This window comes from Siphonobacter sp. SORGH_AS_0500 (assembly GCF_002838835.1).
GTDB lineage: Bacteria > Bacteroidota > Bacteroidia > Cytophagales > Spirosomataceae > Siphonobacter.
Genome location: NZ_NHPP01000001.1, coordinates 241365 through 267321, shown reverse-complemented (window position 1 = coordinate 267321; position 25957 = coordinate 241365). Strand labels below are relative to the sequence as shown.

Below are 25957 nucleotides of genomic sequence, written 5' to 3'. Positions count from 1 at the left end.
TATGTTTGGGAATGAGTTATCGGTATTGTTTTTTGGTAAATTTCTGATTAGTTATGCAGAAGTCAAATTTATTTTTCTAAATCAAAAAGCCCTTCACTCTTGTTATTCGTTTAATCAACGTATGACTAAAATTCAGAAATTATGTTAGACCAATTGTTAGATATTATCAAAAATAACTCACAGGAAGCAGTAGTGAATAATCCTGCCGTTCCAAATCAGGATAATGAAGCGGTGCAAAGCACGCTTTTAACTTCTATTGTACAAGGTTTTCAGGGCGAAGCGGCCAAAGGAAATATTGGTGGAATTATGGAATTGTTATCTGGACAACAGGACGTTAATCAAAGTCCCGTTGTGTCTGGAATTTCCCAGAATGCCATAGGAAGTCTGATGGATAAATTTGGAATCAGTGGGAGTACTGCTCAAAGCATTGTTAGCTCAGTATTACCACTCGTACTCAGCACCTTTATTAGTAAATTAAATAACTCAGGAGATAAATCCTTAGATATGAGTTCAGTATTAGGCTCGCTGTTAGCGGGCTCAGGAGCTAATACTGGAGGTTTCGATTTTAGCAAAGTAGCCGGGGCCTTTGCCGATGGCAAGTTAGACATGAACGACCTGAAAAATATCGGAGGAAGTTTGTTAGGAGGTAACAATACAGCAAAGAAAGAGGAAAATGAAGGAGGCCTCGGCGGATTACTGGGCGGGCTTTTCGGCGGCAAATAATTCGTATTGCATTCATTAACGATAGATGAGTATTGAGAAAGTCCGTGGAATTTATTTCTGCGGACTTTTCCTTTTTTACTGTCAATCTGTCATAAAAACCATAAAAAACATTTCCGGGCACGGGGATTTAGATAATAGAGGCATATCTACCGATAACCGAGAAAATTAAAACAATATATTAATCATGGGAAAAATCATTGGCATTGACTTAGGTACAACGAACTCCTGCGTTGCAGTAATGGAAGGCAACGAGCCCGTTGTAATTCCAAACAGCGAAGGTCGTCGGACTACTCCTTCGGTCGTAGCCTTTATGGATAATGGTAATGGCGAACGTAAAGTAGGAGATCCTGCCAAACGTCAGGCTATTACGAACCCAACGAATACGATTCAGTCAATCAAGCGTTTTATGGGTAAGAGTTTCTCTGAAGTACAAAATGAAATGAAAACCATTTCGTACAAAGTAGAACAAGGCCCTAACAATACTCCACGCGTTCGCATTGGCGATCGTTTATATACACCACAGGAAATTTCAGCTCAGATTCTAACGAAAATGAAGCAGACGGCTGAAGATTACCTGGGACAAACCGTTACTGAAGCCGTTATTACGGTACCTGCTTACTTCAACGATGCAGAACGTCAGGCTACGAAAGAAGCGGGACAAATTGCAGGTCTGGATGTGAAGCGTATCATTAACGAGCCTACGGCTGCCGCTCTGGCCTTTGGTCTGGACAAAAAACATGACATGAAAATTGCCGTGTTTGACTTAGGTGGTGGTACGTTTGATATTTCGATTCTTGAATTGGGTGATGGCGTTTTCGAAGTAAAATCAACCGATGGTGATACGCACCTGGGTGGTGATGACTTCGATCAGGTAATCATCGATTGGTTAGCGAATGAGTTCAAAGCTGACGAAGGCGTTGATTTACGTCAGGATCCTATGGCTCTTCAGCGTTTGAAAGAAGCCGCTGAAAAAGCTAAAGTTGAACTTTCTTCTTCAAGCCAAACCGAAATTAACCTTCCTTACATCTTCCCCGTGAACGGCATGCCTAAGCACTTGGTGCGTACGCTGACCCGGGCGAAATTCGAACAATTGGCTGACAGCCTGTTCGTACGGATGATGGAACCAGTTCGGAAGGCTATGAAGAACGCCAACATCAGTACTTCACAAATTGATGAAGTAATTCTGGTAGGTGGTTCGACGCGTATTCCTAAAGTACAGGAAGAAGTAGAAAAATTCTTTGGTAAGAAGCCTTCAAGAAACGTTAACCCTGATGAAGCGGTCGCCATTGGTGCAGCAGTACAAGGTGGGGTATTAACGGGTGAAGTGAAAGACGTTCTTCTGTTAGACGTTATTCCTTTATCATTAGGTATTGAAACGATGGGTGGTGTCTTCACTAAACTGATCGACGCCAACACTACGATTCCTACCAAGAAATCAGAAACATTCTCTACGGCATCCGATAACCAACCTTCGGTTGAAATCCACGTATTGCAAGGTGAGCGTCCAATGGCGGGTCAAAACCGTACACTGGGTCGTTTCCACCTGAGTGATATTCCACCCGCACCTCGTGGTATTCCTCAAATCGAAGTAACCTTTGACGTAGATGCTAACGGTATCCTGAACGTATCGGCGAAAGATAAAGCAACGGGTAAAGAGCAGAAGATTCGTATTGAAGCTTCCAGCGGTCTGAGCGATGCTGAAATCCAACGCATGCGTGATGAAGCCAAAGCAAATGAAGCTTCGGATAAAGCAGAACGTGAGAAAATTGAAAAACTGAATGCAGCCGATTCATTGATTTTCCAAACGGAACGTCAGTTGAAAGAATACGGTGAGAAGCTTTCAGAAGGTAATAAATCAGCCATTGAAACGGCTTTAACGGGCTTACGTACTGCTCATCAAAGCCAGGATGTCGCTGCCATTGATGCCGCTACCGAGCAATTAAACAACGCTTGGTCTGCTGCTTCTACTGAAATGTACAATGCGGCAAATGCCGGCGGTGCAGAAGGTCAACCTACGGGTTACCCCGGAGGCGAAGCCGGTAACGGTCAGGCTGATGGTTCTGCCAATGACAAAGACGTTCAGGATGTAAACTTCGAAGAAGTGAAGTAAGACAAGCTGAATTGAATTAATAAAAAAACCGATGTTCGCGAGAGCATCGGTTTTTTTATTGGTTAGTTTTAAAACCACTCTGTCGCATCATTACTATGAAAGTTGAAAACTGTACACTTGGGGATTATTTTAGTATTGTGGAGGATATCGTTGAGTTCTGGGGAAGCAATCGGACGTTAAAATATCATCATCCTATTTACATTCATGAATTTGGACAAACGGCTTTCGTCATTAGGGATGAGGGAAAGCCCATCGCCTACCTTTTCGGGTTTATTTCTGATCAATCCGCTGGGTATGTCCATTTGGTAGGTATTCGGGAGAGTTATCAGAAAAAAGGTTTAGGAAGTTTACTCTATCAGCATTTTATAGCGTACTTAAAGGCAAAAGGATACCATAAACTGAAGGCGATCACTACGCCACAAAACGAAAAATCCATTGCTTTTCATCATCACAAAATGGGAATGGAAATGATAGGAGAACTGGGTAAATATACGGTTCCGGTAGTAACGGGCTACGCCGGGAAAGGGGAAGATCGGGTCGTGTTTATAAAAGATATTTAGGTATAAAAAAAGGCTTTCGATGGATTGTCGAAAGCCTTTTGATGCATGAAAATGTATCGGATTATTTAGGCATTAACACGGCGGAAACAACATGGACAATTCCATTTTTTTGCTCTTGGTCGGGTAATACTACGACAGCCTGATGGCCTTGTTCATCCGAAATAACAAACTGATTATCTTTCTTAGAAACGATCAGATTTTGAGCAGTCATGGTTTTCAAAACGGTTCTGCCGTTACCTTTATTAATAGCATCCTGCAAATTAGCAGACGTCCATTTACCGGTTACTACGTGGTGAAATAGCGTCTTACGCAAGGCATTGGTATTCTCTGCTGATAAAAACTTGGCGGCATCAGGAACAGCTTCAAAAGCGGTGTTTGTAGGAGCAAAAACCGTAAATGGGCCAGCCGTTGAAAGCGTATTTTTTACGTTCGTCTGAGCAAGTGCTTTGGTGAAGTCGCTCAAATCAGGTGAAGTAACCGCATTATCTGAAATGCTTTTCTGAGCAGTCATGACTACCGCTAATTTCTTTGGTTCACCCTGCGTAACAGAATCAGCCTTTTGAAAATTAGGCGTAGCTTTTACATTTCGTGCGGCTTTCGCAAAAGCTCCCGTCTGAGCCTGAGCTACTGAAACCGAAGCAAGTAGAACCGCTGAAAGAATGATTTTTTTCATGACAAATTGATTTGGCGATAAAGAAATTGGGTTGATTTTTGATTGTAATTAAAAATATATACGCAAAAGTAAGCGGCAAAGTTGAGCTAATTAAGTTAAGTAATGTTAAAGAAGAGCCTATTATTTAGGCTCCAGTAAAGCATTAATACTGTGCACCACGCCATTGCTTCGTTTTAAATTAGCATCAATGATAGAAGCTCGGTTGCCGTTTGCATCCGTAATAATCCAGAGGGTATCCTGTTTCGTAACGGTCAATAATTGAGCGGTCATTGTTTTTAATTCCACACGTTTAATACCCTTGTCATCCATCATTTGCTGGAAATTCTGCGTATACCACATTCCGGGAACAATGTGATAAGCCAGAATTTTTCTAAGCTTAGCCACTTCCTGTGGTTGCGTTAAGGCGGGCATTTCATCCGATTTGTAAAAAGCGGAGTCCGTAGGAGCAAAGAAGGTAAATGGACCCGCTCCTTTTAATGTATTGGCAAATCCTGACTCTTTTAACGCTTTCGCCAGAATGGTATGCGTATTAGATTGACTGGTCTGATCGCTGATGTTCGTTCGTCCACCCGAGGCTACCGCCGGCGTGTCCGTTGATGCTGGAGTAGTAGAGGGGGTAGATTTGCTGGGGCTTTGGGTAGGAGCACAGCTGTAGAGGAATAAGGCTAGAATTCCAATCTTTTTCATCATGTTGAGGGGTAAATAGGTCAATGCTTGAGATTTAGAACGAACTAAACTATTAAAAGTTTAAACTTCGTACCCGTCGGCAACTAAATTTACGGCTCATCCATGAAAAAACCTGTTCACCTCTACGCATTACAGACATAATGGTTTGATGAACAGGCTTTTAATGAACTACTAAACGCGTGCTTATTCCGCACTAGGCTCTGCCTTTTCGAAAGCAGTAATGGATTCTTCGGCAGCTTCTTCCGTTTTTGGAGCTTTGGGTTCACTCTCAAAAGCGGAAACCGCCTCCTGCAAAGGTCTGAACTGGTCCATTCGCTGGTTATCAGCCTCGTAAGGAACAACTTCCAGAATTGGCGTTAACGAAACATCCGTAATTTCATAATCATCCACGCGACCCAGAGCTTCTTCTACGCGATCATACGCCTGTTTAATTGAATCGGCATTGACCAGAAAAGTAGCGGATGATTTTTTCTCTTTCTTCGCTTTTTCGTCAAAAGTAGTAATCACAATTTTGGCCTTAAACCACTTTAACTCAGGTCCATCTACATGAAAAACTTCCTGAACTTTCATTGGAGAAAGACTCGATACCCGAAAATCAGGAGCATTGTCACCTAACAAATCGTATAAACGAGCTTCTGCATCTGTAAATGAAACAGCATCCAGTAAATAGGCTTCTGTTACCGTTTGAAACTTCCCTGCATCAATCTCCTTCGTGAATCGAATCTTACCTAAAAACCACGTAGCCATGTAAAAATATTAAACTGTTGGATAATAACGGAAGGCAAGTTACTAGATAGCAGACACAGAAAAAGGCCCGGTGAGATTTTTTCTTTCACCGGGCCTTTGGTTACAGCATGCATGAATTATTTAGCCATTCCAGCGGTATCAATGATGTGGATGATTCCATTTTCTGAGTTCTGATCGGGCATGGTTACCCGGGAGGTGTTACCCGCTTCATCGGTCAATAAGATTGCATTGTCTGATAGCGAAGCCACAACCGTTCCCCCGGAAAGAGTCTTGAACTCTGCCTTACCTTTCCCTTGCTCAATCGCTTCTTTGATTGATTTAGAGGTGTATTTTCCCGTCAGAATATGATTAGAGAGCAGTTTGGTAAGCTTCTCTTTGTTTTCAGTTTTCATCAGATCCTCCGAAGAATTCATTTTTTCAAAAGCTTTATCCGTAGGAGCGAAGAGCGTAAATGGGCCGTTACTTTTGATAGTCTGAGACAAGCCACTTACATTCAATGCATTGGTGAACATGGAATAATCACTTGTGCTGCTCAGGTTGCTCACCAAATCCTTTCGCGAATCGTCTACAGAAGATTGAGCGAAAGAAACAGTGGCACTAAAGAGGAAAAGAACTACCAGCTTTTTCATGATTTCGAAGATTGGTTGATGATTACTTGTTAAAAAATGAGACCAGCCTGGCCAATGAACAATTCAGAAGGCTGCACGTTTGACTAGAAAACTCTGAGGATTTTATTTACGCGTTTTGGTATGCTAAAGATTGCCTATGCCCCGGAATACTGTTACCCTTTACCCGAAGGACACCGCTTTCCGATGGAAAAATATGAGTTAATCCCTCAACAGTTATTGCGGGAAGGAACCGTAGCCGAGGACTCGTTTTTTGTTCCTCAACCCATTGAGGAACAATGGATTTTGACTACCCACACGGAGCAGTACTGGCATGATCTGCGGACGCTTCAGTTATCAGATAAGATGGTGCGGCGAATTGGTTTTCCTTTGACGGAACAACTGGTTCAGCGGGAGATTATTATTGCTCAGGGTACCATCGACTGCTGTCATTATGCCCGGAAATATGGCGTAGCAATGAACGTAGCTGGTGGTACGCATCACGCTTATGCGGATAAGGGAGAGGGATTCTGCTTATTGAATGATGTAGGAATTGCCGCGAACTATTTATTGAAAACCGAACTAAGTAAGAAGATTCTGGTCATTGATCTGGACGTTCATCAGGGTAATGGGACGGCCTGTATTTTTGAAAAGGAGCCCCGAGTGTTTACTTTTTCGATGCATGGAAAAGATAACTATCCATTGCACAAAGAAAAGTCAGACCTGGACATAGAACTGGCAACGCATACGCAGGACGAGACTTACCTAGCTTTGTTGGCAGCACATTTACCTGCATTAATTGAAGAGCAAAAACCAGATTTTCTGTTTTTTATTTCCGGCGTAGACGTACTGGGTACGGACAAATTAGGTAAACTAAGTCTGACAAAAGAAGGCTGTAAAAAACGTGATGAAATGGTGTTTCATTATGCCAGGCAATACCAGTTACCAATAGTTGTAGTGATGGGAGGAGGATATTCCAAACGTCTGGCGGCTATTGTAGAAGCTCACTGCAATACGTTTCGATTAGCCGAAACAATGTATTTTCAGTAAGTTACCGCAGTTGTTGAATTTCTTTAGTGATCTCTAATTCTTCCGTTAATTTATTGATTTTTTGCTCAGCTTCATGACGGGCAGCTAGGGTAGAGTCGCTGCTGATAATGGCATTATTTAATCGTACTTGCATCGATTTTTGAGTAGTCCATTGCAGTACATTTCCAGCTACAGAAATAACTAGTAAACTAACGATAATCCAGGGAAATGTACGTTTGGCCGGGCGTGGGCGATACCGTAATCCGTTTAAATAGAAAGGCATATACAAAAACGTAAATGATCTGACAAATAACAAACAGGATACTGGCGGAGGAGTGGGGCAGGAGAAATTAAATCACTTGATTTAAGAATATGTATTTCGATTTTTTACTTAAGAATAATCGAAATATATATTAAGTAAATGGACTCGCTAGTGTGAATTATTAGCAGGATAAACTAAGTAAATTGTCCTATCATTAATCATACTCCTCAAGGGTTTAAAAAGACTACGCTGGGGCCGACGTTATGGACCCCAGCGTGTCTGCATTTCCCCCATTACAAACCATCTAACCGGATGAGAAAACTGGTTTGCTTTGCAATAGCAAATGAACGGGTGAATACTTAATGTAAGGTGAAGCAATCCTTAAAATCTACTGAAAATTTGATTTTTCCTGCGGTAATGAGACTACAAATTGAACATTTCCGTTCTGAGAGTGTACCTCAATCGTTCCATTGTGAAGTTTGATGATTCGATCGACGAGCGATAACCCGATGCCATATCCTGAAGTTCGTACGGATTTCTGGCTTCGGTAAAAGGGCTGAAAGATCAGGCCAATTTCTTCTTCAGCGATATTGGACCGATTATTGAAGATCAATTTCAATTCGCTTTCAGAAGGCTGAACGGCTACATTAACAATATGATCTACCGAGAATTTACAGCCATTTTCCATTAAATTAATAACGGCTACTTTCAGCAAATACGCGTTGCCATTTAAGGTCAAAATGGTTTCATCTTCAATATCAGCCGGAAATTCTACTTTAATGGTGTAGGTTTCGTGCGTGGTCCGTAATAAATCACGGGCATCCCAGACGATTTCATCCATCCGAACCGGAGCCGTCAGAAAGGGTTGATTCTGATCGGAAACTTTAGCTAATTCCAATAAGGTGTTTGAAAGCTGGCTTAAATCACGACTATCCGCAAGTACGGATGCAATGGTATTGCGGTATTCCTCCGAAGAACGTTCCCGAAGGAGGGTTACTTCAAGCTGGGAAATAATCTTGGTAAGTGGATTTTTTAATTCGTGCGAAACGTTCGAAATGAACATATTCTGTAAGCGGAAAGCCTGTTCAACCCGATCTAAAAGAGCATTGAAAGTAAAGGTTAATCGCCCGATTTCATCCTTTTCATTCTGGGTATTAACCCGCTTACTTAAATTCTGCGGATAAATTCGCTGTACTTCATTAATAACCGTCGAAATCGGCACTAAAGCCCTCCCTGCAAAAAACCAGCCTACAACAGCAACCAGTAAGATAGAAGAGATGTAAGCGTACACTAAAATGCGGAGTAAAGCCCGCATACTAATCTGATCGGCTACGTCAACGGCTCCGGCTACGCTGACCATGCGTTCACCTTCGTTGGTGTAGTACAACCCGTAAATTTTATATTCCCCTTTTTCAATTTTTAACTCTTTATTTAATCGAATCTGGTTCAGTATATTCCGATCTAAATTGAAGTTAATCGTGTCATTGGAAAGGTGATAAATATCGTTTCTGTAGGTATATAAAATGACGTTTTCTTTGTACAATAAGTCCCGATTAGACTGATCAATGAGCTTTAATGTTTCAGAATTTACTTCATTCTGATTAACCAATAATTCAACGGTACTTAACGCCTTCTGGCGAAGCCGGTAATAAAATTGTTCTTCTAAATTGTATTTTCTGAAATAATAAATGGCCGTAAACGCTAACAAGACAATCACTGAAACCAGCAATGTAAATTGAATGGTTAGGCGAGTACGAATCTGCATAAGTGGATACTGAATGAAGCGATCAGGAATGGGTAATCAGGAGCGTTTTTCTTAGGGAAAGTGCAGAACACTTTCCCTAAGAACGATTAATTAATCTTCTACTTTTAATACATAACCCATGCCGTATTGCGTGTGAATGAGGCGGGTCGTGAAATCTTTATCTACCTTTTTACGCAAAAGATTAATGTATACTTCAATGACATTCGTACCGGTATCGAAGTTAACGTCCCAGACTTTTTCAGCGATTTCAGCCTTCGAAAGCACCTTTCCCTGATTGCGAAGCATAAATTCCAGCAGAGCAAATTCACGGGCGGTGAGTTCAATCTTTTTCTCTCCACGGGTAACTGTCTTTGAATCCAGATTCATTTCCAGATCGGTGTATCGGAGAATGTTGGAAGCAATAGGCATTGAGCCATTCCAGCGACGGGCCAATACGCGAATACGGGCCAGTAACTCGGCGAACTCGAAAGGTTTCGTCAGATAATCATCCGCTCCAGCATCAAAACCCATCAGTTTTTCGTCGATGCCGCCCAGAGCAGTTAGTAACAAGATGGGCGTTTCAACGCCTTCGCTACGAAGTTCACGCGTAAGTTCTACGCCGTTCAGGCCGGGCATGATGATGTCTGAAACTATTAAATCATACGGATTTTTTTTCGCCAGATGTTTACCAATCAGGCCGTCGTAAGCAATGTCTACTTCAAATCCGTTTTCTTCCAAACCCTGCCGTACGGACTGAACCGTTTTGGGTTCATCTTCAATGATTAATAGCTTCATCATTTGATATATTTTAAGCAGCCGAACGGATCGATCCTGCTACGCTAAATCAACTAAAAAATAGGCTTATTCAACGGTTGAGAACCGATAAAATATACCCAAAGGTAATTTCTTGTTGAAGGAATCAGGGAGGTATAACTCGCCAAATTCGGGGTTACTGGTTGAGCCAAAAATACGGAGAATCAGACTTTCTGCGATCAAAGCCGAGAAACTTAACGAATACAGATTGATCAAAAAGAAGTGATGCTCGGGCTCTAATAATTCTTTACAAAGCTTAAGCAGTTCATTAATCTGTTCTTCCAAAACCCACTTCTCGCCATCGGGTCCGCGACCGTAAGCGGGGGGATCAAGAATAATTCCGTGGTATTTATTACCCCGGCGAACTTCCCGCTTCACAAACTTCATGGCATCTTCCACCACCCAGCGAATATTAGTTAACTCGCTGAGCTCCATGTTTTCCCGAGACCAGCTAATGACTTGCTTTACGGAATCTACGTGAGTAACATCAGCACCCGCCGCTTTGGCTGCCAGCGAAGCAACGCCGGTATACGCAAATAGATTCAAAACTTTAGGATTCGGAACGCCTAACGCTTTGGTTTTCTGGTAAATAAACTCCCAGTTAGCCGCCTGTTCTGGAAATAAGCCGACGTGTTTAAAGGAAGATAACGCCAGCTTATAAGTCAGTTTCTGGTTCGTTAACTGGTAGGTTCCGGTCCAGCGTTCGGGCATGCCTTTCTTGGTCAGCCATTCCCCTTTTTCCGTATTCCCCTTTTCCCGTTTGAAATAAGCCTGAGCTTTTTGTTCCCATTCCGCATCCGAAAGGGTTTTGTCCCAGATGGCCTGCGGTTCTGGTCGTGCCAGCGTGTAGGCACCAAAGCGTTCGAGTTTCTCAAAATTGCCGCAATCAATCAGCTCGTAATCGGGCCAGGGGGTAGGGGTAAGTAATTTCATGGTTCAATATAAAAGCTAAAAAAGGACAGATGATTCGCCATCACCTGTCCTTTTTTTCAAAAACTTGAATTAGTAAGCTACTTTATTCAGGTAAAATACATTCCGGCGGCCTTCAGCATCGTTCGTGATGCGTTGAAAACCCCAGGCCAGGAAATAGTTATCGTACCAATAATCAACGTTTTCGGTAGAATTCCGACGCACCCGATCTCCCGAATTGCCCGTAGCAAGGGCCTGAGCGGTTCCGTCTTCAACCACCATATTATTTTTAATCGATTTGGAACGTAGACTGCCATTGTCACTGTACACCAGGGTTACCTGATTGTTCTGAACATTGGCTTTCACCTTTTCTTTCAGAGACATGGTTTTCACTTTGTCAATTTCAAAGCTGTTATCCCAGATCAGAGTCGCTTTTTCTGGATCAATTCCAGCGACTACGGCGTGGGTATATTGCCAGCCGTCAAACATCTGAGCACCATTGTTGTAGAAGCCGCGATTGCCAAAATAGAAAGGATTCAGGCTGTACATACCCCAGCCCCAACCCGGATAAAATCCACCCATGGGGCTACCCCAGGGACTACCGTAGCCCCAGGCATTGCTGTTGTTACGGAACGTAGCCTGAAAAGCTTCCGCTACCAGAATGAGCTGACCGTCTTTCTGAATCAGATCATGAAGTAATAACTGCGTATTCAGCTTCAAATCGCTGCCTTTTTCTTTTTTCCGTTGAACCTGACGCTCGCGACGTTCCTGATCGCGGGGGCTTAGGTACGAGAAGAAATTCTTGAAGTCGGTGAAGCTATAGTATTTCAAGGGCAGAATTTCCTTGTCCGTTACTTTGCACAGATAAATGCCCTGCACCATGTGACCTTTTGTTTGGGACTGCATGCTGCGGTACCCGTACGTTCCGATCATCAGTTGGGTGCCATCCGGTAGAGGGCTGAGGCGACCGTCAAGTAGGGCGTAATCTTCGTCGGGAGTTACCACGATTTCAGAAAGCTGTTTTCCTTCATCATCAAATGATTTAACGACGATGGAAAACTCCCGGTTTTTCTGCTGCACGGCGTAGGTGACGTTCACGCGATTCGTTACGGAATCGACTTCAATAGCCTGTACCTCAGCTTTTCCTTTGAAAGAAGCATTCAGCAGACGATTCTGACGGGTTTGGAGGTTTGTGTAAGACAAAATGGGCTGTTCGCGAACCACGCCAGCGATGTAAATGCCATCGTGGAAGGCCTTGAACTGCGAGATTTCCATTTTATCCACCGAGTGAATTTCAAATTTTTCGGTGAAACCGGGGCCTACATAAACCTTAATGATTTCGTAGACATTACTCTTGTTCCGGCTAAAAAGCAGGTAAATGTTCTTACCGTCGTACGAATACGTCACGTATTCCAGTCCATCGGTAATGGTTCCATCCACCGACCAGCTTCGCTCCAGATTGGTATCAAAACGGTCAATGTGGTAGGAATTTCGTCCGGTTTGGGTTAATAACATCACACCTTCCTGACCCACGGGGATCGTGAAGATGTTAGCGTTTGAGCTTGGAATGGGAATTTCCAAACGCTTTTGCTGTGCAAATACATTCAAACTACCCAGCAGCAACAGGGTAATGACAAAGAGGGGGTTACGAATGTTCATGGCCTAATCCAATGATGATATCAAATTCTTCGGGCCGGACGGGGGAAACCGAAAGCCGAGACTGGCGAATCAGGGCAATGTTTTGCAGACGTTCATCGGCTTTAATCGTTTCAAGCGTAACTGATTTGGGTAGTTTTTCTACGGGTTCCAGATCAACCACTACCCAGCGTTCATCGTCGGTAGTAGGGTCGGGGTAAGCGTCCCGAACTACCTTTGCAATGCCTACGATCTCTTTACCCTCGTTAGAATGATAAAATAAAACCAAATCTCCGACCGCCATCGCTTTCAGGTTATTACGGGCCTGAAAGTTTCTCACACCGTCCCAGGTGCCTCGCTTTTCTTTAACGAAATCATCCCAGGAATATTTAAAAGGTTCGGACTTGACGAGCCAAAAATTCATCGGTTTTTTATAACTGTTTTAAAATGAGGGCATCATTAGCCAGAATTAGTACCTCATACCGCAAAACGGTAGGGATCTTCTGACCCGTTTCGGTGTAATTGATGGTGATTTCCTTGACGGAATTTCCATTCATAACCACCGTATAACTTCCTTTATAGGTCGTTAATTTAGCATTAGTAATGACTGAAACCTGCACATCGCTTTCCGTAAATGTAAATGTTTGACGAAGATTCGTGTTGGGGTAGCCATAACTGGCATTGCGATAAACGATCCGCTCATTGGCTACGTCTTCCTCCGTCGAATGCTTCCAGGTCTGATAGAGGTAACTTAGCTCATCGGTGTCCTGTGGGGTATCTTTAGTACAGCTTGAAAACAGACCGACAAGAGCCACAAATATGACGAGTGATTTGATGTAATTCATAACTAATACAGGAATGGTTGGCTTATGTATACGAGGTTTCAGGAGCAGCGGTTTTCAATAGTTTCTGAAAAGACTGCTCCTGAAACAAAAATTCTGTCCCAAGCAAAAGCCCGGGACAGAACAAGTGACTTAGGGGAACTGAGGGAATTTACGGAAATCAGGCTTCCGTTTTTCCAGAAAGGAACGTTGTCCTTCTTTGGCCTCGTCGCTGAGGTAATACAGTAAGGTTGCATTTCCGGCCAGCTCCTGAATACCCGCTTGCCCATCCAGATCGGCATTGAAGGAGGACTTCAGCATGCGAAGAGCGATGGGACTGTTCGCCAGGATTTTACGGCACCAGCTTACCGTGGTTTCTTCCAGTTCTTCCAGAGGAACTACTTTATTCACCAGACCCATCGACAGAGCATCCTGTGCGTCGTACTGATCGCAGAGATACCAGATTTCACGAGCTTTTTTCTGACCTACTACCCGGGCTAGATAACTGGCTCCAAAGCCTCCGTCGAAGCTACCCACCTTAGGGCCCGTCTGACCGAAACGAGCATTTTCGGCCGCGATGCTTAAATCGCAGATGACGTGTAAAACGTGACCGCCCCCAATGGACCAGCCCGCTACCATAGCGATTACGGGTTTAGGAATCGAGCGAATCTGACGTTGCAGATCCAGCACGTTCAGGCGAGGAACGGCATCTTCGCCTACGTACCCCCCGTGTCCGCGAACGGACTGATCGCCGCCGGAGCAGAAGGCCCGCCCGCCTTCACCCGTCAGAATGATAACCCCTACGCGGGTATCCTGACGAGCCAGTTCCATGGCTTCGATCATTTCAGATACCGTCAGAGGCGTAAATGCATTGTGCACTTCAGGACGGTTAATGGAAATCATCGCGATCCCTTCATAATAGAGGTAACGGATTTCACGGTATTCTTTAATCGGTTCCCAGGGTAATTTCCAGGAAAGGATAGGGGCAGTTTTTGGATTAACACTCATTACTTTCGGATTTTCAGTTTTCAACGATCCGTCATCCGGCAGACCGTTATAGTTTGATTCGATCTTCTTCGCCTTCTTCATTGTAGAAGAGCACATCCCAGGTATGGTCATACAACATGGTTACCTGAGCTACGAAGCGATTGTATTTAAACGAGCGGCCCCATTCGTGCGGGGCCACCAGCGAAAGCAGATCACTGCCGTCGGCCTTTTCGTAGAGATACATCGTCTGACCGATAAAAGGTTCAAAATTAACCGTTGCGGTGTATACCCGTTCGGATACTTCCACTCTTCGCTGGATTTCTTTCGCCTGTTCGAGTAAGGTCTTCATCTGGCCCGCGAGCTGATCGTATTGCTTACCCGTTTGCTGACGCATGGCGGTCAGAGCTTTGGCTTTGATTTTTCCCTCATCTTCAGGCGTACTACCGCACTGCCTGCATTGTGAGCGTAGGGAAGGAGGCCGGGATTTTCAGCCACCTGATCTGGTCTTATGGGGTTTTCGAACGCCCCTGCTTCCGTGTTTTCCGGCATGGTACCGAGGTTTTTTTGTATGAAAAACGCCCAAAAATAGGGATTGTTTAGCAGGAAACCGGAAAGAAAAGCAAGGAATCGATGAAGTAAAGGTTGAGTAATGCGGGATGAGTAAAGAATACGGATAAAAATAAAATCAAACGAAAGGGGGATAAAATAACTGATTCCCGGTTATGAAGAAGAGGAGCGTTTGTTTCGGGAGGTATGCCGAGTTCTGGCAATGCCGTTCTGTAGCTGTCGGTTGTGATCGTAAAATTCCAGAGCCCGCTGCATATTTCGGCGATTCACAGCCACCAAGTACGGCTGTTTGCCGGGTAACTGAACCAGTTTGGCATCCAGTTTATAAATGGTTCCTTCGGGAAAACGATTGAGTAAACGAGCGGGGCAACTTACCGCAAGATCGCCCGGAACCCTTTGACTACAAATGGTTTTCAGTCTGGGACGATTCCGACGGGTATCAAACACCACCTGAGCGAAGAGGTCAAGAAAATAACGTTGTTCGTCGCTGGGGAGTAAAGAGAGTTGCATGAAGTAAAAGGGGGGTAATACAAGCACGAAATTAATGGATAACTAGCCAGAAATCAAGCCTTTGCCCACAGTATGTCACGAGAAGCGGAAAGTGATCCCCTGAATTTTCCAGTGGGAATATTGGAAAGACAGGCCAACCAGACCTTAGGAATACGTATCTTTGAAGCTGATTTTTGTTTTATCATTTTAGAGCAAGAGAGTATGCAATTAATTGACGGCAAGGCCGTTGCTGCCCGTTATAAGGATCAGATCGCCGCAGAAGTACAACAACTGAAGGCCAGCAATGGTAAAACGCCTCACCTGGTGGCTATTTTGGTTGGTACGAATGGAGCTTCGGAAACCTATGTAGCCCATAAAGTAAAAGCCTGTGCAGAGCTGGGCTTTGAATCCACGCTGTTTCGTTTTGACGAAACCGTAACGGAAGCAGAACTACTGGACAAAGTTCGGGAAATCAATGAAAACCCAGACATGGACGGCCTGATCGTTCAGTTGCCCTTACCTGCCCATATTAACCCTGACCGTGTGATGGAAACCATTCATCCCGCGAAGGACGTGGACGGCTTTCACCCAATTAACATTGGTCGCATGGCGAAAGGGCTGCCTGCCTACATTTCTGCCACGCCTCAGGGCTGCCTGATGTTGCTGGAGCATTACGGCATTGAAACCGCAGGTAAGCACTGCGTGGTAGTGGGCCGTAGTCAGATTGTGGGCTTACCCATGAGCATCCTGATGCAACGGAATTCCTATCCCGGTAACTGTACGGTAACCATTACGCACTCCAAAACTAAAAATCTGGCTGAAATCTGCCGTCAGGCGGATATTCTGGTAGGAGCTTTGGGCCGCCCGGAATTTATTACGGCAGACATGGTCAAAGAAGGAGCTGTGGTATTGGACGTAGGACTGGAACGCGTAGCTGATGCAACCAAAAAATCGGGTTTCTCGCTGAAAGGTGACGTGAAATTTGACGAAGTGGCCCCTAAGGCCAGCTTCATTACGCCCGTTCCCGGTGGTGTTGGACAAATGACCATTATTTCCTTGATGCAGAATACACTTTTGGCTGCTAAAGGCGAAATTTATAAAAAGTAATACGTTATCAATGGCCGGGTTACCCTTTCGAGAGTAATCCGGCCATTAGTCTATTTCCAACCGACATAGTATCAATTTCTGATTTAGAGAATGGCCTCCAATTCTGTTCGGCAGGTGCCTTTACTGACACTGTTGCTGGTGGCTTGTTTAGTAGGTTTTTCATTTATTCCCGAACAATTCTGGAGTGAATACGAGCTAAAGCCCATTCGATTATTTTCTTCTATTGAGAAAAATTCGAAGCCGGTTTTACCCGAAAACCCTGCTTTAATTGCTGATGTAAGCGAAGAAAAAGAACCAGATTCGGTAACCGTTGCCCCCAAGGTCATTACCAAAGATTCTGGTCTGGTTGCTTCAGTGCCTTGTCCGAAAGGGCAAACCTGCATTGAAGATTATGATTCAACGGGACAGGGCCTGAAGCAAATCATGAAAGCACTGGCGGAAGAAGCCCAGCACAAACCCGTTCGGATTGCTTTTTTCGGTGATTCTTTCATTGAAGGAGATATGCTTTGCGGCGATTTCCGCGATACCTTACAGGCTTTGTTCGGCGGGAAAGGGGTGGGTTACGTACCTGTTACGTCGCCCGTAGCTAATTTCCGCGTGACCATTCGTCACCAGTTTAAAAATTTTAAAACGTATTCCGTTCAGGAAAAAACGCCCGGAGGGCCTCCCCTGGGAGTTTCGGGTTACAGCTTTGTACCGGAAGGCAATAACGTAGTAAATTTTAAAACGGCTGCTCCTTACGGTCCCAGCCATTTTGAGAGGGTACGATTGTTCTACCGGGCTAATCAGAACAGCCGGGTTACCTACACGCTTGGTAAAAATGCTGAGCAATCGGACTCACTGGCGGGGCAGGGGTATTTAACCGAACACGATTTACATACTTCGGGCGATCAGATTCGTATGTCGTTCGGGGGAAGCCTGGCTCTGTACGGGCTGAGTTTTGAATCCGATCATGGCGTTTACGTGGATAATTTCAGCATGCGGGGTAACTCCGGTTGGGGATTGTTAGGCGTTTCCGAATCCATGTATCAGCAGTTTAATAAGCTTCAGCATTACAAGCTGGTGATTTTGCAGTATGGCTTAAATGTGATTCAGCCTAATACGACGCAACTCGGATGGTACGTTCCTAAAATGATGGCTGCCATTGAACGCATTAAACGGGGATTTCCTGAGGCCAGCATTCTCATCATTGGGGTTTCTGACCGGAGCATGAAGCAGGAGGATAACTATATTTCCTTCCCCAGTATTCCGTATTTGATCGCTGCTCAACGGAAAATGTCCCAAAAAACCGGGGTTACCTTCTGGAATCTGTGGGAAGCGATGGGGGGCGAAGGTTCTATGGTGAAATACGTCAATGCTGGGCTGGCTAACAAAGATTACACCCACATGAAATATGCCGGTGGCCGCAAAATTGCCCGCCTCCTAACCAGAGCATTTTTATTTGAAAAGAAAAAATATGATCAGAATCGCACTGCTGGGACTACTCCTGGGGCTTTACACAAACGTCCAGGCACAGAAAACGCTAGTCACAGCGACGCTAGCCTTACCGTACGAAACACAGCAACCAAACGCGATCTCTCAGGTCGAAAGCCTGAATCCGTTTTTCGATAAACTGGCTGAACTTAAAACCAGACAGACCGGAGTTATTAATATCCTGCACATTGGCGATTCGCATTTGCAGGCTGATCTTATGACTCATATCGTTCGCAAGCGATTTCAATATGAGTTTGGGAATGCAGGCCGGGGGTTTATTGTGCCCTTTCACGTAGCCCGAACCAACGAACCCTATACGTATAAAACCAATAGCGATGTCATCTGGGAGTCGCGTCGGTGTGTAATGCCAAACGATCTGATTCCCAACGGAATTGGAGGCGTGACGGTTCGAAACACTGTAGCTGGAAAACGGATCAACGTAGAAATTCGCTCGGATTCTGCTCTGGGGTATCAGTTTGATCGGCTGAAATTGTTTTGCTTAAGGGATAGTAACAGTTATGATTATAACATTCTGGATGCGAGTGGAGCCATCATGGCTTCGGCTGAATACGCGGATAGTGTCGCCGGACAACAGCCTTACCAGATTGATCTACACGAACTAAACGATTCGTTCACCCTTGAGTCTGTTCAGAGTCGTCCCGGACAAACTCATGCTACCATCTTTGGCTTTAGTCTGGAAAATGGGCAACCCGGCGTTTTGTATCATACCGTGGGCGTAAACGGAGCTCAGTATTCGCATTACAACGAATCGCAATATTTTGCTGAACAAACCAGGGGGTTAGCTCCTCACTTGGTGATTGTTTCTCTGGGAACTAATGAATCCCACAGCAGTAAACTGACCATGCCGGAGTTGACGATGCAGATTGATTCAATGGTGCAGGCCATTCAGCGAAATAATCCCGAAGCCATCGTTTTATTAACTACGCCGGCAGACTCCTACAAAAGACGAACGCAACCCAATGCCAAAATGGGCGAGGTACGGCAGACCATCCTCGACTACGCCAATCAGCACCACCTGCCTTGCTGGGACCTGTATGGCATTACGGGAGCGGCCTCTTTCTGGCGAAAGAATCATCTCATTGGCAGCGACGGCGTTCACTACACCCGCAAAGGCTACGAGTTTCAGGGGAATTTATTATACCAGGCTTTGATGAATGCCTTCAATGAATATGTTACAGATCGACTTTAATAAGTTAGCCGATTTATTCCAGTACCATGCCAATGCACCGATGTTGTTCAACAGCGGTTTATTCCTGTGGTTATTTTTGGGTTTTTCCTGCCTTTACGTAATTCTTCGGCCTCATCATCGGGCTAAAGTTATTTTTGTTACGCTCTTTTCGCTGTACTTCTATTATAAGTCTTCGGGCTGGTATTTTCTGTTGCTAGTGCTGGCTACAGTCGTTGATTACGTGCTGGGATGGTTCATTTACGATGCCGAACAGCGATTTTACAAAAGAGTATGGATGATTATAAACCTAGTGCTCAATCTGGGCTTACTGGCGTATTTTAAGTACACCAATTTCTTTTACGAAGCCTGGACGCAATGGACGCACGAACCCTTTAATCCGCTACCGATTTTTCTTCCGGTGGGTGTTTCGTTCTATACGTTTCAGTCGCTGAGTTATACCATTGATATTTACCGGGGCGAAATCAAACCCGTGAAGAGTATTCTAGATTACGCCTTTTTTGTGTCCTTTTTCCCGCAATTGGTGGCAGGTCCCATCGTTCGGGCCAAGGATTTTATTCCGCAGTTATACCGTCCGGTTGTCGTGACTCCCGAGCAGTTCGGACGAGCCATTTTCCTGATTGGTAGCGGGATGTTCAAAAAAGTAATCATTTCCGATTACATCAGTATCAATTTCGTTGACCGTATTTTCGATAACCCCACGCTCTATTCAGGACTCGAAAACCTGTTTGGCGTGTATGGGTATGCCTTACAGATTTATTGTGATTTCTCGGGGTATTCAGACATGGCGATTGGAATTGCTTTGTTACTGGGTTTTCAGTATCCTATCAATTTTGATTCCCCTTACCAATCCCGAAACGTAACTGAATTCTGGCGTCGCTGGCATATTTCGCTTTCCAGTTGGTTACGCGACTACCTCTACATTTCATTGGGAGGGAATCGGAAAGGTACGTTTCGCACCTATTTCAATCTATTTATGACGATGGTGCTGGGTGGATTATGGCACGGAGCAGCCTGGCGATTTATTCTCTGGGGAATGCTTCACGGCGGAGCTCTGGTGGTGCATCGCTTCTTTCGCTCGTATTTTTCAGTGGGAAATTTTCCGTTGCCCCGGTTGCTGTCTCAGGTGTTAACCTTTCATTTTGTCTGCTTCTGCTGGATATTTTTCCGGGCCGACTCCATGGAAATTGCCCGTGAGGTACTCACCCAGATTGCCACGCAATTCAAACCTGAAATCTTCACAGAATTTGTGCTGGGCTACCAGAATGTATTACTGGTCATGGTTTTAGGGTACTTCCTGCATTTCATTCCACGTTCAGTAGAGTTACAGGCAGAAGGCTTGGTTACCCGCTTACCACTGGTCGGAAAACTGGCCTGGTTATTAGGAGTGATTATTTTAATGACTCAGGTACAATCCGCCGAAGTCCAGCCTTTTATCTATTTTCAGTTTTAAAGAGTAGTAGTGCATAAAGTAGCAAGAGAGGCTCGTAGTAACGGGCCTCTCTTGCTGCTTTATGCAATGATAAGTGATGGATTAATATCTGGTACGACTGACAATAATCGAAGAAATACGATCATTCCAGCCAATATTTCTCAGACGGTCTGAGCTGCTGGTTAAGGTATAGGAAGGACCAGAGAAGCTGTCATTTTCAAAAACCTGAATGCTATACCCCTCTGGAATCTGAATGGAAGAAGCCTGACGATTTAACTGACCTAGAGCCGACGAACGGTGACGACCTACGTTCAGGGTAGCAGAGCCCCCACGGTAGTTATCATCCATGTATAAAACGACAGCACCATTGCGGTCATTGGAACCGGGACGTCTGGAGTTATCGGGGCGGCCTGGACGACCCGGACGGCCACCATTATCGTAATCAGGGCGATCGTTGGTATAATCCCGGCTAATGCGAAGCGAACGGATCTGGTTACCCGACTGAGCAACGTTACCCATCAGTTTTACGGACTCACCCCGGAAGTTAGGCTGTGAGAAAGCTTCTACGACATACCCCTGAGGAACCTGAATGGAATTGATGGTCCAGTCAATGGTTCGGTAAGTACCTATGCCTTGTCGAATGACATCGCCTTTATAGTTGGAACGGGAATAAAACTGAACCGTCTGATTGTTGGCATTACCGTTTCGGTTGGGACGAAACTGGGCGAATGATAAGGTAGTGCTCCACAACAGAGCAAAGGCTAAAAGGAATGATTTCATGGCTGAAAAGTGAATGGCTTAACAAAATTTGAGGGGGGCAATGTATGGCATCAAAGCTGACATTAGCAATACCCATCTTTCTTTTCAGCGACAAAATCGACGTTCCAGGAGTTAAAAAATGTGAAAGGGCTGGCCTGATACCCCATAGAGACACCATTAATCGAGAACAAGCGTAGCATTAAAAGCCAATATCTACTACTAAAAGCTGAGCAGAATATCTCCTTTCCTGCGTGATAACTTGCCGGAATCCCAGTTCCAGCGGCTGCCGGAAACGGAGCAGATTAAAATCAAAAATGATGTCCAAACCCGCAGATCCGTAATAACGATCCCGCAGACCATTATTCCGCACCGGAATCAACGCATGGCCGCCATCCACAAAGGCATTGAGTTTCACTCGCTGAATGTATAACAAGGGCCCGATGGCCAGATCGGGGTAAAGTAGGGGTAATTGATATTGAATCGATCCGGTCGTCAGGCGTTGAGCGTTTTCGTAAGCATAACCTCTTGGGAAAAATAGCGGGCTACTGAAAACATAAGTATCCGAAGATCCCTGAAACTGAATACCCCCAAAGACGCGGAGCGAATGGTGTTTGGCAAAACCCGGAAAGTACAACCGCGTTTGTAAAGCTAGTAGGTTCCCCTGCAAAGTACCGCCAAAGGGCGTATTGCGGGCGTAGGCCAAAAAGGTTTGTCCCCAGCGAGGTTGAACATCGCGTTTGGATTGCCGTAACAAGCGGTTATACGCGAAAGATACCGTCGTTGCAGCCAGGTTATTAGAGCCCGGTTCGTTCCGGTTTCGAACCCAAAGGTCATACCCTTTCGTTTGAATGAAATTGCCATAAACGGCCATTGATAGCCCTTCCCGATACTTGGAATGCGTGAAGGTAAGGGGTAAACGAAGGCCCACATTCAGGTCGTTTTGACGCCAGCGATCCACACCCGTGCTGTCGAGCGGAGCTTGCCGGTCTAAGGCATATCGGGTGGCTCGGGAGCCGCTGCTCACACTCACATCCAGCACGGGGTACCAGCCGTAATAACTGAAGTTGCCATACCATTGGCCCTGCCTTTCGGCTGCGTTGTAGGTGTAGCCAGCAGAGGTAAAAGCGGTTGAAATCAGATTCTGGGATTCAATACCCACATTCAAGTCCGTAATGCTGGAACTGAACGTAGGTCCCCAATGATAAATATTGAATAGATTGGCTTTGGAATAAGAGCGAGTAGGGTAGTCCTGACCAGGGACTTTTGAGAGTATAGAGGCATTGTTTTCCTGCTGAACCAAAGGCCCAAAAGAGCGATCAGGAGCGGCCGGGATTTCCTGTATTTCCGGCCAGTGGGAAGGATCAAAAGGCATAGTACCGATCCGAAATCCTTTTTCACCAAAATCCTGAAAAGCCAGCGTTTTTCGATCAGGAGAAAGGGCCGCGTGGTAAGCCCCAAAAGGTCTACGGGTGACCTGATACGTCTTTTTAGTGGTAAGATGATAGGCGTAAATCTGGTCAATGCCCGTATACGGAGCGTTGTAAATCAACCAGTTCTGGTGAAGTAAAGGTTGAGCAATGTTCTGAATAAGGGGTGTAAAGACTTCCTGGGTACTGCCGTTGGCAAGCGTTACTATCTCGAACGTCTTTTTACGGCCTATTTGCTTGGTAACCACTACCTGCTGTCCGTCGGTTGAAAAACGGGGCTGTTGATAAAATGCCTGATCTGGATTGGGGAATACCTGCAAAACTTGTCCAGTGGAAGCATCAAGTAATACCAGTTGACTTTTGCCCTGCGTATCCACTTCAACGGTAATAATGCGAGAATCGTCGGGCGAAATGCTCGGGGCGAAGTAACGGCTAAGGGAGCTTAATTTATTCAGTTTTCCCGTTTGCGTGTGCAGGGTTTTTAGTACGGTATAATCCCGCATTCCCCACCGGGGATCAAAATGCTGTTCCGCCCAAACGAGCGTATGGGTACCGAAAGAAAGGGTAGCAGAATTATTGAGGTAACCCGTTTCAAAAAGCGTTTCTTCCTTTAATGTATCCAGTCTAACAAACGCTGGAATATTCGCTAAACCTGATTTAAGAGCGATCAAGCGGCCATCGGGTAAATACTGGGGAAATTGATAATCTGTATATACCTTCGGAAGGGCCGATTGGTAATCCACAGGGGTTAAGTTCCTGGGTTGTTGTTCCGACCATTGCTTTTTAAAGTCCTCATTGGCCAATCTATACAAGCCCTCTACGCCAACTTTTGTCGTTTTTCGTAATTTATCCGAGAATGAAAAAGGGTAGAAGGGGAAACGGTAATACTTGTTCAACGCCTGGTCCCAAACCTCCGGGCCGAAAGTTCGGCGGGTATAGTTGGTCAGTTGATACCCCAGCACATACCAGTCCGGCACATTATCCTTATACGATCCCGCGACGGCTTTAAAGTAAGAGAAAGGTTTAGGCCGACTTAATAACTGCGTCCGTTGCAGCAGGTTAAATTCAGGAATTCGACCGCGACCTCCCGCCGTTAGAGCGGTCTCCGTACAAACGGCATCCCCTTCACTGAACCAGTCTGGAACGCCCAGGTTGATAAAAGAAGTGGCGTTATAGCCAAAGGCGTAAAACAAAGCTTTACTAAGGCCCGTCATGGCCTTCTCATACTGCACCACATGCCGAAATTCATGGACGGCCAGTAAATCCAGCCAGCGGTTATTCCCCAGAAAATTAGCGTCCTGAGGTGGTGTGATGTAAAACTCTGTATGTCGGGGCATGAGGGTTACAAACCCATTGGAAACGGTAGTTTGGGTTTGTAATACTAAAGAAATAGGTCGGGGTCTTCGTCCCAGGGTTTTCGCGACAGGATCATAAACTGTTTCGAGGGTATTCGCTAAATGATTACTCAGGGAATCATAGCCCTTTGGGTAGATTAACCGGAAGTGAGGGGTGCGTTTTTGTGACCATTGCAGCGAAGACTGATTTTGAGAAGTATTGCCAAGTTGAGCCCAGGATGGGATTGCTAAAAAGCTGATCGTTAGTAGGATAACTAATAATCGTAAACAAGTCGACATACCTAAGGTGGGGTATTAACTGAACGCGTCAGGGATTTGCAATAAATAAGTGTGGAAAGCTACTCACAAACTGTGAAAGTAACACCTTTGAGAATTGTAGAATATAGTGGTAAGTCGAGTAAAAATGGGCAAGAAAATCGAATACCTCAATTAATGCTTGCCTGATTTTCAATTTTAAATAGTTTTGCTAAAAATTTTGTCAAAACGCGAGGAGGTATGAGCATCATTAGTGAAAATATTCGATATTTACGGAATCGTAACGATCTGACTCAGGAGCAGTTAGCTCGTCGGTTGGGAACCAAACGACCCAATATTGGAGCCTATGAAGAAGCTCGGGCCAATCCGCCGCGTGAGACGCTAATCAAGCTTTCCCAGCTATTTGGGGTTACGCTGGATCAATTACTAACGGCTGATTTACGCCGCATTCGGGACACGCCCAGTTTGAATCTGGGGACTTCGGCTCCGCCACCTCCGGTTTACCGGGCAGAGCCTTCGAGGCCCCTCAGCCCATTCAGAAAGTGGTTGATACGTACTTTCGGCAAAAATCTCAGGTTAATCTGGTTGCTCAGCGGGTGACACTGCGAAAATTAAATCGTCTGGATTATCCGGCTGCGACCCTACCTGTTGAAAAGCCAAAGTCCTTCGATACGCCAATTCAAACGCCCGCCCTGACACCTTCGGTCAATGCACCGAGTACCAATGTGAGTCAGGATTCAGGTATTCGGTTGGTTAAGAAGGAGCAGACAAGTGAGTATCTTACTAAATCAAGACAGGGCGAATACATTCAGCAATTGCCGCCCTTCCAGGGCCCGCGAACGCAATCGGGCGTTGTCCGGGCTTTTGAGGTAGGTGAAGACTTTTCCATTCCCGGCTCAATCATCATTGCTGAGCAGGTAAATGACTGGTATAAACTGGAAGACTCCAAGCATTACGTCATTGTGGCCCGTCCGCAGGGTATTATGTATCGACGGGTGTATAATCAGTTGAAGATCAAAAGTACGCTGTTATTAAGTTCCGATAACCCAGCCATTCAAACGCTGGAAGTGTCTTCGAAAGATATTATTGAAGTCTGGGCAGTAAAGGGATTTTACAGCACCCAGCTACCCGAGCCGCCCTTGTCGCTGGACCGAATGAAAGCTTTGGTTGAAGAACTGAAAATGGAACTGGATCGGGTGAAGTAAATGGAAGGTTTTGCTTCACTTTGGATGACCCAGGGTATACAATAAGTACCTCTACCTGTCCCGTCTCAAACCTGGAGAGAGAACTTCTGTAGGAATGGGTTAGGGTTAGTAAAGTTTGTTTATGACCTAATACGTTCGCAAAGGTCAGTAAGGTCCTTCGACCCGCTCTGGATGACAGGGTGAAGGGGAGTGTATACATCCCCGGCCTGTCATCTCGACCGTAGGGAGAAAACTTCTGTGGGAATGGGACGAGCGTAAAGCAAGGCTAATGAACTCTCCATTAGAAACTATACCCCATCATCATAAGGTTCTTCGCTTCGCTCTGAATGACAGCCTGTGAAAATAAAAAGGAGAGTAAAGTAATCCCGCTTGTGCT

At 45.1% G+C, this 25957-nt stretch carries 26 protein-coding genes; 10 read left to right on the top strand and 16 right to left on the bottom strand.

The genetic code is table 11. The annotated features are described in order from the left end of the window. Positions 1–141 precede the first annotated feature (141 nt). The 3 genes from BWI96_RS01175 (at position 142) to BWI96_RS01165 (ending at position 3393) form a co-directional block, all read left to right on the top strand. Positions 142–723, top strand: a complete 582-nt coding sequence (locus BWI96_RS01175) for a hypothetical protein (RefSeq protein WP_106634868.1) — start codon at positions 142–144, stop codon at positions 721–723. A 184-nt stretch (positions 724–907) separates the two neighbouring features. Continuing rightward, complete coding sequence (gene dnaK / locus BWI96_RS01170) at positions 908–2833, top strand: molecular chaperone DnaK (protein ID WP_106634867.1); 1926 nt, start codon at positions 908–910, stop codon at positions 2831–2833. 95 nt (positions 2834–2928) lie between these two features. Beyond that, positions 2929–3393, top strand: coding sequence for a GNAT family N-acetyltransferase (locus tag BWI96_RS01165; RefSeq protein WP_106634866.1), 465 nt, complete (start codon positions 2929–2931; stop codon positions 3391–3393). A 61-nt stretch (positions 3394–3454) separates the two neighbouring features. On the opposite strand, the gene BWI96_RS01160 is transcribed toward BWI96_RS01165, so the two are convergent. From BWI96_RS01160 to BWI96_RS01145, 4 genes are all read right to left on the bottom strand, one after another. Then, a complete protein-coding gene (locus BWI96_RS01160; RefSeq protein WP_106634865.1) occupies positions 3455–4066 on the bottom strand; it encodes a fasciclin domain-containing protein in 612 nt (203 codons plus the stop codon). Positions 4067–4186: 120 nt separating this feature from the next. Continuing rightward, positions 4187–4756 (bottom strand): fasciclin domain-containing protein, encoded by a 570-nt coding sequence (locus BWI96_RS01155; RefSeq protein WP_106634864.1) that lies wholly within the window; start codon positions 4754–4756, stop codon positions 4187–4189. Between the two features lie 180 nt (positions 4757–4936). Then, on the bottom strand, positions 4937–5500 hold the full coding sequence (locus tag BWI96_RS01150; protein WP_106634863.1) for a DUF4494 domain-containing protein: 564 nt from the start codon (positions 5498–5500) through the stop codon (positions 4937–4939). 116 nt (positions 5501–5616) lie between these two features. Continuing rightward, positions 5617–6129 carry a fasciclin domain-containing protein gene (locus BWI96_RS01145; RefSeq protein WP_106634862.1) on the bottom strand — a complete coding sequence of 171 codons (513 nt, stop codon included), beginning with the start codon at positions 6127–6129 and terminating at the stop codon, positions 5617–5619. Positions 6130–6249: 120 nt separating this feature from the next. Here BWI96_RS01145 and BWI96_RS01140 point away from each other — a divergent pair, with 120 nt between their 5' ends. After that, complete coding sequence (locus BWI96_RS01140) at positions 6250–7155, top strand: histone deacetylase (protein ID WP_106634861.1); 906 nt, start codon at positions 6250–6252, stop codon at positions 7153–7155. Between the two features lies 1 nt (position 7156). On the opposite strand, the gene BWI96_RS01135 is transcribed toward BWI96_RS01140, so the two are convergent. The 10 genes from BWI96_RS01135 to BWI96_RS01090 form a co-directional block, all read right to left on the bottom strand. Beyond that, a complete protein-coding gene (locus tag BWI96_RS01135) occupies positions 7157–7417 on the bottom strand; it encodes a hypothetical protein (protein WP_106634860.1) in 261 nt (86 codons plus the stop codon). A gap of 367 nt (positions 7418–7784) precedes the next feature. Beyond that, complete coding sequence (locus BWI96_RS01130; RefSeq protein WP_106634859.1) at positions 7785–9161, bottom strand: HAMP domain-containing sensor histidine kinase; 1377 nt, start codon at positions 9159–9161, stop codon at positions 7785–7787. A 90-nt stretch (positions 9162–9251) separates the two neighbouring features. Next, positions 9252–9935 carry a response regulator gene (locus BWI96_RS01125; RefSeq protein ID WP_106635044.1) on the bottom strand — a complete coding sequence of 228 codons (684 nt, stop codon included), beginning with the start codon at positions 9933–9935 and terminating at the stop codon, positions 9252–9254. A gap of 66 nt (positions 9936–10001) precedes the next feature. Further along, the gene (locus tag BWI96_RS01120) at positions 10002–10886 is read right to left on the bottom strand and encodes a class I SAM-dependent methyltransferase (RefSeq protein WP_106634858.1); all 885 of its coding nucleotides are present in this window, start codon (positions 10884–10886) and stop codon (positions 10002–10004) included. A gap of 69 nt (positions 10887–10955) precedes the next feature. Then, complete coding sequence (locus tag BWI96_RS01115; protein WP_106634857.1) at positions 10956–12521, bottom strand: hypothetical protein; 1566 nt, start codon at positions 12519–12521, stop codon at positions 10956–10958. Then, positions 12508–12921 carry an EVE domain-containing protein gene (locus BWI96_RS01110; RefSeq protein ID WP_106634856.1) on the bottom strand — a complete coding sequence of 138 codons (414 nt, stop codon included), beginning with the start codon at positions 12919–12921 and terminating at the stop codon, positions 12508–12510. The genes BWI96_RS01115 and BWI96_RS01110 overlap by 14 nt, the downstream gene beginning before the upstream one ends. A 7-nt stretch (positions 12922–12928) precedes the next feature. Then, positions 12929–13342: a hypothetical protein gene (locus BWI96_RS01105; protein ID WP_106634855.1), complete on the bottom strand. Its 414-nt coding sequence runs from the start codon at positions 13340–13342 to the stop codon at positions 12929–12931. 129 nt (positions 13343–13471) lie between these two features. Beyond that, positions 13472–14326 (bottom strand): 1,4-dihydroxy-2-naphthoyl-CoA synthase, encoded by an 855-nt coding sequence (menB, locus tag BWI96_RS01100; RefSeq protein ID WP_106635043.1) that lies wholly within the window; start codon positions 14324–14326, stop codon positions 13472–13474. Positions 14327–14372: 46 nt separating this feature from the next. Next, entirely contained in the window at positions 14373–14699 is a 327-nt protein-coding gene (locus BWI96_RS01095; protein ID WP_369804034.1) for a DUF2452 domain-containing protein, read from the bottom strand. A 326-nt stretch (positions 14700–15025) separates the two neighbouring features. Further along, positions 15026–15409: a hypothetical protein gene (locus tag BWI96_RS01090; RefSeq protein WP_232793532.1), complete on the bottom strand. Its 384-nt coding sequence runs from the start codon at positions 15407–15409 to the stop codon at positions 15026–15028. Positions 15410–15583: 174 nt separating this feature from the next. Here BWI96_RS01090 and BWI96_RS01085 point away from each other — a divergent pair, with 174 nt between their 5' ends. The 4 genes from BWI96_RS01085 to BWI96_RS01070 all read left to right on the top strand — a co-directional run bounded on the left by BWI96_RS01085 (position 15584) and on the right by BWI96_RS01070 (position 20601). Continuing rightward, positions 15584–16468 carry a bifunctional 5,10-methylenetetrahydrofolate dehydrogenase/5,10-methenyltetrahydrofolate cyclohydrolase gene (locus BWI96_RS01085; protein WP_106635041.1) on the top strand — a complete coding sequence of 295 codons (885 nt, stop codon included), beginning with the start codon at positions 15584–15586 and terminating at the stop codon, positions 16466–16468. Positions 16469–16558: 90 nt separating this feature from the next. Then, positions 16559–18079: a hypothetical protein gene (locus BWI96_RS01080; protein WP_106634854.1), complete on the top strand. Its 1521-nt coding sequence runs from the start codon at positions 16559–16561 to the stop codon at positions 18077–18079. Between the two features lie 79 nt (positions 18080–18158). Then, positions 18159–19151: a GDSL-type esterase/lipase family protein gene (locus BWI96_RS22085; protein ID WP_307142966.1), complete on the top strand. Its 993-nt coding sequence runs from the start codon at positions 18159–18161 to the stop codon at positions 19149–19151. After that, on the top strand, positions 19132–20601 hold the full coding sequence (locus tag BWI96_RS01070) for an MBOAT family protein (RefSeq protein WP_106634852.1): 1470 nt from the start codon (positions 19132–19134) through the stop codon (positions 20599–20601). The genes BWI96_RS22085 and BWI96_RS01070 overlap by 20 nt, the downstream gene beginning before the upstream one ends. Positions 20602–20682: 81 nt before the next feature. On the opposite strand, the gene BWI96_RS01065 is transcribed toward BWI96_RS01070, so the two are convergent. After that, a complete protein-coding gene (locus tag BWI96_RS01065; RefSeq protein WP_106634851.1) occupies positions 20683–21360 on the bottom strand; it encodes a hypothetical protein in 678 nt (225 codons plus the stop codon). A 178-nt stretch (positions 21361–21538) separates the two neighbouring features. Further along, positions 21539–24400 (bottom strand): hypothetical protein, encoded by a 2862-nt coding sequence (locus BWI96_RS01060; protein WP_106634850.1) that lies wholly within the window; start codon positions 24398–24400, stop codon positions 21539–21541. A 216-nt stretch (positions 24401–24616) separates the two neighbouring features. On the opposite strand from BWI96_RS01060, the gene BWI96_RS01055 reads away from it, so the two are divergent. Continuing rightward, on the top strand, positions 24617–24976 hold the full coding sequence (locus BWI96_RS01055; protein ID WP_106634849.1) for a helix-turn-helix transcriptional regulator: 360 nt from the start codon (positions 24617–24619) through the stop codon (positions 24974–24976). Next, positions 24919–25581 (top strand): hypothetical protein, encoded by a 663-nt coding sequence (locus BWI96_RS01050; RefSeq protein ID WP_198555107.1) that lies wholly within the window; start codon positions 24919–24921, stop codon positions 25579–25581. Before BWI96_RS01055 ends, BWI96_RS01050 begins: the two co-directional genes overlap by 58 nt. Positions 25582–25957: the final 376 nt, after the last annotated feature.